Genomic DNA, 11,417 nt, shown 5'->3' with positions numbered 1-11,417 from the left:
GACCATTCCTTAAAAAATAACTCGGTAAATTCTGGTAATAGTCAGGATTGGGGTTTCTGGCGCCTCCTCCATAATAATCTTGACCTTGTGACGTCCCTAATGTAGTACCTCCATTATCGATACGGGTATTTCCTATTTTACCAAATTGATAGCCCACGTTAGTGTTTAATTTGATTTTATCGTTAATGGTCCAGTAATGGTTCAACATAAAAACAGGCTCTTCGATCTCTCTTATTCTACTATTGCGTTGAACATTATTTTGAGTTCCCCAAAATGGATTGTATTTGACCCCTTTTAAATCCCTTATTTCTTGTGTCATTGCCGTACGGCGACCGCGTCTATTCGGAGTGTACATTCCGGTAAAATTGACGGAGTGCGCGTCATTTATTTTTTTCTCTACAGAAATACCTAAAGAATTAGCATCGTACACAGTTCCATCTATAAAACCTTCCTCACCAGCTCTTCTAGAGGCATTGATGGCATAGGACCAGCCGTTATTTAACAATCCAGAACGGTGAGATACCATAAAACGACCTCTATAACTTCTGTTAGAACTCGCATAGGATATTTGAGATCCTGCACGTTGTTGTGAAGCCCTCATATCTATACTCTGTACACCAGCATAACCACCAAAGCTGTTATCGGCAGCACCCAGTCCCATGGTAAAGTTTTGATTGCGTTGTAAATCGTTAACTCCACCCCAGTTGCTCCATTGTGGTCTTCCAGAGAACTGCTTGTTCATCTCGATACCATTAATAATAACTTTACCATCTTCACTATTTAAACCTCTAGGTCTAAAGAATGTGGCGCTGAAATCAAATGCTGCAGCTCTTAAAAACTGATCTCTTGTGGCCTGTAACAATCCAGAAACATTGTTTGCGGCATTCTCATCATCGGCAAGATCGTTTTCTGTTAAAGAGATAATCCCTTGCGACTGTGTGATATCAGAATTATCCATCTGCAAGTACAGAGGATCGATATTTACAATATTAATAAGGTCTATTACTATGGGAATTGTTCTGGTATAGAAGCCATTTCTACTTACAGAAATCTTTTGATCTCCTAAAGCAATAGCACCAGTAACGACAAAATATCCGTCTGCACCAGTGGTGGCATTAAATTTTGTTCCCAGAACATTAATGGTTACGCCAGGGATCGGTTCCTCGGTACGGTCATCGATAACTCTACCTTTAAGCAGTTCTTGTGCCATACCTATAGTAGATACCAGCATAAAAAAACTTAAAAGAAGTTTGTTAAGTTGTTGATTAGTCATTTGATAATATTAAGATTTCACTAAGAAAGCCAGTAATATTACGATTTTCTAATGAGTTGCGTACCTTTGAGGCGAAATTTGTAATTAACTTTACACTAACATAACCGTTGATATTTAATAAAAATGTTTAAAAATATAATAATGAGCGCTTTATGTTTTTTTGCTTTCGCAAAGGCATCACAAGCACAAACTACGTCTAAGGCAAAACAGTACAAAGTGAAAACGATTGCCTTTTATAATCTTGAGAACTTATACGATATCGAAGACGATATCACGATAGATGATGAAGCTAGTCCGATCATGGAAATGGCCGAAGGTGTTAGAGCCGAAGTGTACCAGAAGAAACTCACTTCTATGGCGCGTGTGATACGTAAAATAGGTGCTGAGAAATCACAATCTGCGCCATCTGTAATAGGCATCTGTGAAGTGGAAAACAGAAAAGTGCTGGAAGATCTGGTGAACCATCCATTGCTTATTGAGTTTGATTATGGGATCGAGCACTACGATTCTCCAGACCGCCGTGGTATTGATACAGGACTGTTGTATAAGAAAAGTGATTTTAAAGTATTGAACAGTCAGAGCAATGAATTACTTATCTATAGAGCAAGTACCGGCAAACGTATTTATACGCGTGACCAGTTAGTAGTCACTGGAGAGCTGGACGGTGATAAAATGAGTTTTATCGTAAATCACTGGCCATCCCGTAGTGGAGGCGAGCAAAAGAGTCGTGCCTCTCGGGTGTCTGCTGCAGCTTTGAATCAAAAAGCCATTGATTCCCTGCACAGTATCGACGCGATGTCTAAAATTTTTGTTTTGGGAGATTTAAATGACGATCCCACTAACGACAGTGTTCTTGTAACCCTCAATGCTCAAAAAGACAGAGAAGATGTACGTCCACAAATGATTTACAATCCCTATATTCAAATGTTAAAGGACGGGTATAACACACTCGCATATCGCGATGCAGGAAATATTTTTGATCAGATCATGGTTACTTACCCATTATTAAACGAGGCAAATCAAAGTGGTTATCGGTATTATCAAGCTAATATCTATAACCCTAGTTTTATGACGAACAAGTCGGGAAGATATAAGGGGTATCCTTTACGAAGTTTTGCAGATGGCGGTTTTACAGGCGGTTTCAGTGATCACTTCCCCGTCTATGTTTACCTAGTTAAAGAAATCACAGAGGCAGAAGAAACAAAGGCCACATCAGATAATAAATAGAAGCTATGTCTTTCATTATATAAAAAAACGCCTCGATAGAGGTGCTTTTTACCACCTACCACATTAAAAATGATAAAACGCATCTTCAATATGCTCCAGTCTTATGCCGGATTTATTTTTAATAATCGCTACGATATCAAAACGTACATCTACATCATCTTCTACAAAATTCTCCACATAATGATTTGCTGTAGCTACCAGTCGCTGAATCTGCCCAATTTTTAAAAAATCCTGTGGATTACCAAAATCGGGCGTAGACCTTGTTTTAACTTCTACAATAACTACCACATCTTTCTTACGAGCAATGATATCAATCTCGCCTTTTTGAAAGGTGTAATTGCGTTTCAATAGGTCATATCCAGCCTTTAATAAATGTAAAGCTGCCATCTCTTCTCCTTCGTTTCCTAAATCGTTATGCTCTGCCATTTTACGGAGTGAATTTTATGGTTTTCAGTAAAATTTCAATAGTCATTTCTCCACCTAATTGTAACGTGCGATGATCTGTAATATGCCCAGCAGGAAAATTAAAGATGACCGGATAATCATATTCTTGAGTCATAGACCGTATGATTTCCGTAGCATTCTTACCAAAAGGAATGTCATGATCGTTCATACCTGTCATGCCACCAACGAGCAGTGCCTTCAATTTAGTCAACTTTCCAGCTCTTTTAAGCGAGTACATCATACGTTCTATGTGGTACAGGTATTCATCGATATCTTCTATAAATAGAATCTGATTTTCCATTTCTGGAAATGTATCGCTGCCCAGCATGCTGTATAATATGGACAGGTTTCCACCAACAACGGGCGCTTTTATAACTTGATGCGGTACTAGATAGCTATTTTCAATAATTATGGTTTGGCTTTCGCCAAAAAGTGTTTTCCTTAAACTCTCTACACTAGTTTCGGGCTTTTGAGCCAACTCCAGTGGCATAAAACTATGAACACTGGTAAATCCTTGAGATTGTAATTTGCCATGAATCAACGTCACATCGGAGTAACCAATGATTATTTTGGGTTCTGCTTTCGCAAAAGCAGAAAAATCAATAGTGTCGATCAACTGCACAGTCCCATATCCGCCGCGAGCAATCCAGATAGCTTTAACTTCTGAATCATCGATCGCTTGTTGAAAATCTGCTAATCGTTCCTCTTTTGTCCCACCGAATTGATGTTCTTTTTTACCAATGGTTTTGCCATAACTCACTCGCAAGCCCCAAGATTCTAGAAGATTTTTTGCAGGTGTAAGGTCACTTTCTGATGCACTTCTCGCAGTGCAAAGTATCCTAACACGATCGCCTTTTTTAAGGTAAATAGCTGGCTTGTAATTCAATGAAATTTTTATTTAGAGACAATTTAAACTATTTTAAACACTAAAAGTCAAAACACTAAATTAGTATTTTATATAGTACCTCTGGTATTGTTGAGGAGTAAAGACTTTTTTAATACGAACTTGTACAGCCTTTTAATTAAAAAAAAATGGAAACACTTACTTCTTGCAATACGGCATCGCTCGCAATCTATACCGGTACTGCGGCAAATCCATGGGATATAGAAAAAGTACGCCATACATTAAGAAGACTAGGATATGGGCTTAACCAGGCACAAGAGGCGATCGCTATCACCCAAGTTCCTGACGTATTTATAGAAAACTATATCAATACCGCCGCAAATTATGCAGTTACTCCAGCTCCATCTTGGGCTTTTTGGGATCGAAGTGATTATACAAATTTCAATACAGAGCGTACTGCTCAGATTCAAGAATGGTATACTCAGGTATTCAATGATACTCTGAATCTTAATCTTAGAGCAAGAATGACCCTGTTCTGGCACAATCATTTTGTAACCAAGCTAGAAGATTATAATGCTCCTAGTTGGATGTATCAATATTACAACTTGTTACAGACACACGCATTGGGTAATTTTAAAACGCTCGTTAAAGAAATGGGTAAAAATGAGTCCATGCTGGTTTTCTTAAACGGTGTACGGAACAATAAATTCAGCCCAAACGAAAACTACGCTAGAGAACTACTAGAACTTTTTACCTTGGGAGAAAATAACAATTATACGCAGACAGACATTGTCGAGGCAGCTAGAGCATTAACGGGGTATAATAACTATACAGAAATTGGTGCACCTATAGCGTTTCAACAAAATACATTTGATGACACATCCAAAACTATTTTCGGAACTGCTGCAAATTTCAACCACGATACCTTAATAGATCATTTATTTGCGGTGCGAGCTCCTGAAATCGCTGACTTTATAGTAAAGAAAATTTACAGCGCTTTTGTAAGTCCTGAATTACCAGCACAAAGTATCATAGATCAACTGGCACTGACATTTAGAAATGCCAATTGGGAACTGCTACCCGTAGTAAAACAGCTGTTTAAAAGCGAGCATTTCTTTGATCCTGAAGCAAGCGCAACGGTGATTAAAGACCCTTTGGATTGTTTAGGGATGTTTATTAAGGAAGCCAACTTTAATTTTCCACAAGTAAATTTGAACACACTTTTTTATTACTCTTCTATTTTAGGTCAACAATATTTCAATCCTATAGATGTTGCTGGCTGGCAAGGAGATCGAGATTGGATCAATAGCAGCACGATTACAGGAAGGTGGCAAGCGCAGGAATATATCATGTGGACCATGTGGAATATAGATCAAGAGTTATTTCGAAATATAGCCTTGGATGCTTCTTTATCCATAAATGATCCTGATGCAATCGCAAGAGATATTATAGATCGATTTGTCTCTAAAAATCTTTATACAGCTTCTGATTATGCACTAGCAATAACGGTTTTTAAAGGAGATGTGCCAGAGAATTATTATACTAATATGCAATGGGACCTCAATTGGGGCTCTGTTCCTTATCAGGTAATATTGTTGTTACAGCATGTTTTTAGAATGCCAGAATTCCAACTTAAATAATAGCGCTATGTGTACATCTCGTAACAAACACCAAGACCCAAATTCACAGGCACACCAAGACGAACACGAATCTTGGAATAGAAGAACTTTTTTACAAGCACTTGGAATAGCTGGTGCAGGAGCATTTACCTTAGGAGGTTCTCAAATTTCTAGCGCTATGGCATCTCCTATTACAGCGGCACTTGCAGCAAGCACCAACGATCGAGTACTTGTTTTAGTTCGACTCAAAGGTGGGAATGACGGGTTGAACACTATTGTTCCTGTTTATGATTACGGTACTTATGCGGCTAATAGAGCAACCATCGCATTACCACAAAATTCCTTATATAATTTGAGTCCAGACTTTGGACTTCCTTCTTTTATGAGCTCGCTGCAATCCAGATGGGGAAATGGAGAAATGAAAGTCGTTCATGGAGTGGGTTATCAAGGACAAAATCTGTCCCATTTTAGATCCAGTGATATATGGGCAAGTACAGAGCCAGCTGCCGTAGAAGAAACAGGCTGGATGGGTAGATTTTTTGAAAATGAATTCCCCAACTTTTTATTGAGTCCGCCGGCGGTGCCACCAGCGATACAAATAGGTAGTTTAGGGAATTTAGCTTTTGAAGGATCACAGACTAATTATGCTTTTTCTGTCGCAGATCCACAGCAACTCTATAACCTCGCCCAAAACGGCTGGCAACACGATGCCGTAAATGTGCCACCCTGCACTTATGGAGATCAATTGAGCTTTTTAAGGTCTATTACTAACAACACCTTTCAATATGCAGGAGTCATCAATAACGCATATCAGGCAAGCTCCACACAAGCTACTTATGGGAACCACTCTATTGCAGAGCAGTTTTCTATTGTGGCGAGATTGATCAAAGGGCAACTAGGTACAAAAGTGTATATGGTCACCCTAGACGGTTTTGATACCCATGCAAATCAGGCGGGAACACATGCTGACCGCATGCAAAAACTCTCTGAATCTATAGATGCGTTCTACAACGATCTTGCCGCTTATGGAAATCAGGATGAAGTGCTTTGCATGACCATTTCAGAATTTGGTAGGCGCGTAGAAGAAAACGGTTCTAATGGAACAGATCACGGCGCCGCAGCGCCTATGATGCTTTTTGGCGGTGGCTTAAACGGAAACGGATTTATAGGAGCGCATCCTAGCCTGACCAATCTGGATGCCAATGGCAACATGATTTACAGTACAGATTTTAGAGATATATATTCTACGGTGATGAAAGAATGGTTGTGCATTCCACCGTCTATGGTAGACCAGGCGATGCTCAATGGGAATTTCAACAATATCCCTCTGGGTTTCAATTGCACCACAGCTGGAATAGGCAACATTACCAATATAGATTTTACTCATTTTGTGATCCATAAACCACGACAGGTGAGTTTGCATCTTCAGCTAGAAAGCGGCCGCAAACTGGACATACGTATTTATAATATGCTGGGTCAGGAAGTAGGCCAGCTGGCAAATAGATATTTCTTACCAGGCGTTCATGATATACATATTCAGGAAAGCTTGCCTTCTAGAGTATCTTCTGGTCCGTATATTTATAAAATTGAAACTAACGGACAGCAGTACAGCAGTCAGTTTGTGATGAATTAATTATTGTTGGGTTCCGCTTTCGCGAAAGCGGGAAAACAATAGCTACAACCACTTATAAAAGTATCTTTTAGGAAAGAGCAATGTCGTAAATTTGCAACTCTCAAAAGAATTTCATGAGCATTCAAAAACGTTTTACGATTACGGCAGCATTGCCTTATACTAATGGCCCTGTTCACATAGGGCATCTTGCTGGAGTCTATGTGCCTGCCGATATTTTTGCGCGTTACCAGCGTATGAACGGTAGTGATGTCGCTTTTATTTGCGGTAGTGATGAGCATGGAGTGCCTATTACGATCAAAGCAAAAAAGGAAGGGATTACTCCTCAAGAACTGGTGAATCGCTACCATAAAATCATCGGAGATTCTTTTAAAGAATTTGGGATCACTTTTGATAATTACAGCCGCACTACCGCACCTATTCATCATGAAACAGCAACTGCTTTTTTTACTAAATTATACAATGATGGTAAGTTTATTGAGCAAGTCACCGAGCAATTATACGATCCAGAAGCAGACCAGTTTCTAGCAGATCGTTTTGTGGTGGGAACTTGTCCCAAATGTGGCAATACAGAAGCTTATGGAGATCAATGTGAGAAATGTGGGACTTCCCATAACGGTACCGATTTAATAGATCCTAAAAGTGCCATTACAGGAAATACACCAGAATTAAAAGAAACCAGGCACTGGTTTTTACCACTGGATGAGTACAGCGACTGGTTGAACGAGTGGATCGTAGAAGGACATGCTAAAGACTGGAAAACAAATGTATTAGGTCAGGTAAAAAGCTGGATCACCGATGGTTTGCATCCTCGTGCGGTGACTCGTGATCTGGATTGGGGTATTCCTGTGCCCGTAGAAGGAGCTGACGGTAAAGTACTTTACGTATGGTTTGATGCTCCTATTGGGTACATTTCTGCCACTAAAGAATGGGCAGCTCGTGAAGGAAAGAATTGGGAAGATTACTGGAAGAAAGACGATACATCACTGCTGCATTTTATAGGAAAAGACAATATTGTTTTTCACTGTATCATTTTTCCTGCGATGTTAAAAGCGCATGGGGAGTATATTTTGCCAGAAAATGTGCCTGCAAACGAATTCTTAAATCTAGAAGATGATAAGATATCAACGTCTAGAAACTGGGCCGTATGGTTGCATGAATACCTGGAAGATTTTCCTGGGCAGCAGGATGTATTGCGTTATGTGTTAACAGCAAATGCACCAGAGACTAAAGACAATAACTTTACTTGGAAAGATTTTCAAGCACGAAATAACAATGAGTTGGTTGCTAACCTTGGAAACTTTGTGAACCGAGTGATTGTACTGACCAATAAATATTACGATGGAATCGTTCCAGAAGCTATTGATTTTACAGAGCGTGATCAAAAGCTATTGAACCAAATCAAGAACTTCCCTAAATCCATAGGAGACAGTCTGGATCGTTACCGTTTTAGAGAGGCGCTTCAGGATTTGATGAATTTATCCAGTTTAGGAAACAAATACATTGCTGAGGAAGGATTAGAACCTTGGAAACTCGTAAAAACCAATCCAGAACAAGTGCAGAACATCATGTATGTGTGTTTACAACTCACTGCGGCACTAGCTATTTTAAGTGAGCCGTTTTTACCACATACATCAACGAAGTTGAAAAACATTCTTGATTATTCCTCACTTGATACGGAATCTGCCGAAACTGAGAAAAAAGCTGGTCCTATAGGAGCAAGTTGGAATCGGGTAGCTGAAAACGAGCCACTACTTCCATCAAATCACAAAATAAACACCTCAGAATTGCTTTTTTCTAAAATAGAAGACGAGCAAATCCAAGCGCAACTCGATAAACTAGAAGCTACAAAAGCTGCAAATGCGGCAACAATTCCTCACCTTATGCCACAAAAAGAAGAAACGAATTACGACGATTTCATGAAAATGGACCTGCGCGTAGGAGAAATTCTAACTGCCGAAAGAATGCCTAAAACAGATAAGTTAATGGTCATGACGGTAGATACAGGAATCGATACAAGAACTATCGTTTCAGGAATCGCACAACATTACACTGTCGATGAATTAATAGGTCGTAAAGTAACTGTTCTTGCAAATTTAGCACCCAGAAAATTACGTGGTGTAGAGTCTCAAGGAATGATTTTACTTGCCGAGGATCCAGAAGGAAAATTGGTTTTTATCAATCCAGACGATGCAGTGGTGAATGGGTCGACTATTGCTTAACAGTACTTTCAAGGATAGAATAAAATCCTCCACTCTGGAAAGGAAATGACTTGAGGAAGAATTAGAGTACTTCGCTCCCTCTATTGCAGAGGTTGCTCATTTCCAAACGGGAATAGAATTAGAAGTTACAGAATAGGTAAAAGAAAGAGTTTGTTTAAAGTTCTACTTTCGTAACATATCAAGTGCTGTATCAATTTTTTTATCTCGTCTTCGCGAAAGCGAAACATAAATTTATATCTAAACTACTGTAAACTGATACAGCGACAAAAAACTAATCCTGCCACTCTGCAATAAACAAGTTCGTATCTCGTCCACCGCCATTATTTCGGTTAGAAGAAAAAGCCAGGTATTTTCCATTGTTAGAAAAAACTGGGAAAGCGTCAAAAGTGTCGCCATGTGTGATGCGTTCCAGACCAGTTCCATCGGTATTGATCATGTATAAGTTGAAAGGAAAACCTCGTTCGGCTTCAAAGTTAGAAGAGAACAAGACCCGTTTTCCATCTGGTAAAAAGAAGGGTGACCAGTTGGCATTTCCCAGTTGAGTTAACTGACGCAAATCAGATCCGTCTGCATTACAGATGTAGAGTTCCATTTCTGTAGGTTGCACCAATCCCGTTTTCAATAAATCTTGGTATTCTTTAATTTCTGCTTTGGTTTTAGGTCGGGAAGAACGGAAGATCAATTGCGTGCCATCTGGGGAGAAAAAGGCGCCACCATCATAACCTAGTTCAAAGGTGATTTGCTTGACATCGCTGCCATCTATATTCATCGTATACAGCTCTAAATCACCACTGCGATCACTGGTAAAAACAATTTTGTCACCTTGAGGAGAAACTGTAGGTTCTGCATCGTAGCCTTTTTCATTGGTAAGTTGCGCCGTGATGTTCCCTTCTAGGTCGGCTACAAAAATGTCGTAGCTGTCATAAATAGGCCATACATACTTACCATTTTCCTTTAATGGAGTATCTGGACACTCCTCCATTTCAAGATGTGTGCTGGCATAAATGATGTGTTGATTATCAGGTAAGAAATAAGCACAAGTGGTTCTTCCTTTACCTGTAGAGACCATTTTCGGTACGCTTTCGCGAAAGCTGTCTCCGTTATTCATCAAGAACATTTGATCACATCCTACTTCCCAATCTGCATAGTTGCTTTGAAAGATGAGCTGCTGGTCATCAAAACTCCAATATGCCTCTGCATTATCACCACCAAAGGTGACTTGGTACATATCCTTAAAATGCTTTTCCCCTTCCATGATCAGTGGATTTGCATGTGCTGTTTCTTTTTCGGTGTCAGTTGCTGTTAGCTTTTCAGTAGTTGCTGTGTCTTTACAACTGATAAGGGAGACGATGGAAATAAGGAATAAAAACTTTCTCATGGAGGATGTAATTTTGGGTAAAAATAAGGGATATACTTTATGTACGTGTAAGCCCTATCTTTATATCATGAAATCCGATGTTATAAAAACCCTTACAAATAACTTTGAAGCTAATTCTTATACTACGGAAGAAGGCATTGAATTTTGGCGGGCGAGATATTTGCTGTATGTATTAAAGTATTTAAAATGGGATAACTTTCAAAGTGTTATTTCTAAAACAAAAACAGTTTTTATACCTCGTGAGAAAATATTTCAGGCCATTTTGCCGACGTCGGGAAAATGACGTACAGGCCTTAGTAATTGAATAAAATAACACCACATTTATAATATGAGAATCACAATAATTTTTATAGCCCTTTGTTTTTTAATGTCTTGCCAGACAGATCAAAAAAGCTCAGAACCCGTTAAAGGAGACATGAAAGCCGATGTAGTTTACCTTGCTTCAGACCGTCTACAAGGTCGCGAGACAGGAACCTCTTATGAACTTCTTGCTGCAGACTATATTGTAAAGCGAATGAAAGAATCTGGGTTAGAGCCTAAAGGAAATGCGGGAACCTATTTCCAGACTTTCTCTTTTAAGCCTTCTAGTGGTCCACATCAAGAGGCTGCTTTTACAGATGATAAGGGTGATGTATACGTAACCGGAACTAACGTCATCGGTTACATCGATAATGGAGCCGCACAAACAGTTGTGATAGGTGCACACTACGACCATTTAGGTATGGGCGGTGAAAGCTCTTTGTACCGAGAAGGAGAGGCCATTCACAATGGAGCAGATGA

General features: G+C 39.4%; 8 protein-coding genes and 1 pseudogene. 5 read left to right on the top strand and 4 right to left on the bottom strand.

Annotated features, from left to right (window positions below; genetic code table 11):
• On the bottom strand, positions 1 to 1,273 hold a 1,273-nt coding region (locus ACJAT0_RS10720), incomplete at its 3' end, for a carboxypeptidase regulatory-like domain-containing protein (RefSeq protein WP_415181642.1).
• A gap of 141 nt (positions 1,274 to 1,414) precedes the next feature.
• On the opposite strand from ACJAT0_RS10720, the gene ACJAT0_RS10715 reads away from it, so the two are divergent.
• Positions 1,415 to 2,500, top strand: a complete 1,086-nt coding sequence (locus ACJAT0_RS10715) for an endonuclease/exonuclease/phosphatase family protein (RefSeq protein ID WP_415181641.1) — start codon at positions 1,415 to 1,417, stop codon at positions 2,498 to 2,500.
• Between the two features lie 63 nt (positions 2,501 to 2,563).
• On the opposite strand, the gene ACJAT0_RS10710 is transcribed toward ACJAT0_RS10715, so the two are convergent.
• On the bottom strand, positions 2,564 to 2,926 hold the full coding sequence (locus tag ACJAT0_RS10710) for a YraN family protein (RefSeq protein ID WP_374003722.1): 363 nt from the start codon (positions 2,924 to 2,926) through the stop codon (positions 2,564 to 2,566).
• A 1-nt stretch (position 2,927) separates the two neighbouring features.
• Positions 2,928 to 3,830: a S66 peptidase family protein gene (locus tag ACJAT0_RS10705; protein ID WP_415181640.1), complete on the bottom strand. Its 903-nt coding sequence runs from the start codon at positions 3,828 to 3,830 to the stop codon at positions 2,928 to 2,930.
• A 146-nt stretch (positions 3,831 to 3,976) separates the two neighbouring features.
• Here ACJAT0_RS10705 and ACJAT0_RS10700 point away from each other — a divergent pair, with 146 nt between their 5' ends.
• The 3 genes from ACJAT0_RS10700 (at position 3,977) to metG (ending at position 9,259) form a co-directional block, all read left to right on the top strand.
• Positions 3,977 to 5,428 (top strand): DUF1800 domain-containing protein, encoded by a 1,452-nt coding sequence (locus ACJAT0_RS10700; protein ID WP_415181639.1) that lies wholly within the window; start codon positions 3,977 to 3,979, stop codon positions 5,426 to 5,428.
• Between the two features lie 7 nt (positions 5,429 to 5,435).
• Entirely contained in the window at positions 5,436 to 7,040 is a 1,605-nt protein-coding gene (locus ACJAT0_RS10695) for a DUF1501 domain-containing protein (RefSeq protein ID WP_415181638.1), read from the top strand.
• Between the two features lie 113 nt (positions 7,041 to 7,153).
• Entirely contained in the window at positions 7,154 to 9,259 is a 2,106-nt protein-coding gene (gene metG, locus ACJAT0_RS10690) for a methionine--tRNA ligase (protein WP_415181637.1), read from the top strand.
• A 271-nt stretch (positions 9,260 to 9,530) separates the two neighbouring features.
• Here the strand turns inward: metG and ACJAT0_RS10685 are convergent, their stop codons facing one another.
• Positions 9,531 to 10,637 (bottom strand): TolB family protein, encoded by a 1,107-nt coding sequence (locus ACJAT0_RS10685; RefSeq protein WP_415181636.1) that lies wholly within the window; start codon positions 10,635 to 10,637, stop codon positions 9,531 to 9,533.
• Positions 10,638 to 10,965: 328 nt separating this feature from the next.
• Here ACJAT0_RS10685 and ACJAT0_RS10680 point away from each other — a divergent pair.
• Positions 10,966 to 11,417: pseudogene (locus tag ACJAT0_RS10680) on the top strand (peptidase M28); the annotation flags it as partial.

This window comes from Nonlabens sp. (assembly GCF_047636915.1).
In the GTDB taxonomy this organism is placed as follows: Bacteria; Bacteroidota; Bacteroidia; order Flavobacteriales; family Flavobacteriaceae; genus Nonlabens.
Note: the sequence above shows the minus strand (reverse complement) of the source record. Positions and strands in the feature narration are given on the sequence as shown.